Origin of the sequence: Prauserella rugosa (genome assembly GCF_000719975.1) — a bacterium.
GTDB lineage: Bacteria > Actinomycetota > Actinomycetes > Mycobacteriales > Pseudonocardiaceae > Prauserella > Prauserella rugosa.
In genome coordinates this window covers 1-207 of the sequence record NZ_JOIJ01000090.1, presented here as the reverse complement: position 1 = coordinate 207, position 207 = coordinate 1, and the positions used below count along the sequence as shown (strand labels likewise).

Annotated in this window: 1 pseudogene; it reads left to right on the top strand. The window is 64.7% G+C overall.

Annotated elements, in window-relative coordinates:
* Positions 1–25: 25 nt before the first annotated feature.
* Positions 26–207, top strand: a pseudogene (locus IF64_RS27415) (hypothetical protein); the annotation flags it as partial.

The following is a 207-nucleotide window of genomic DNA, read 5'->3' as shown; positions in this document are numbered from 1 at the left end:
ACGACGTGATGGTGAGTCGCGCACGTTGGACCAGTTGCGCGCGGATGTCACTGCTGACCTGTTGCTGGGCAATGATCCCGGTGTTCGGGTTCCCGAAGCCGCAGCCATGGTCTACCTGCACATGCCGATCGACGCCGCGTTGTCGATGTCCGACAGCGGCTGTGAGTTGGACGGCTACGGTCCCATCCCGGCTGCGGTGGCGCGGGA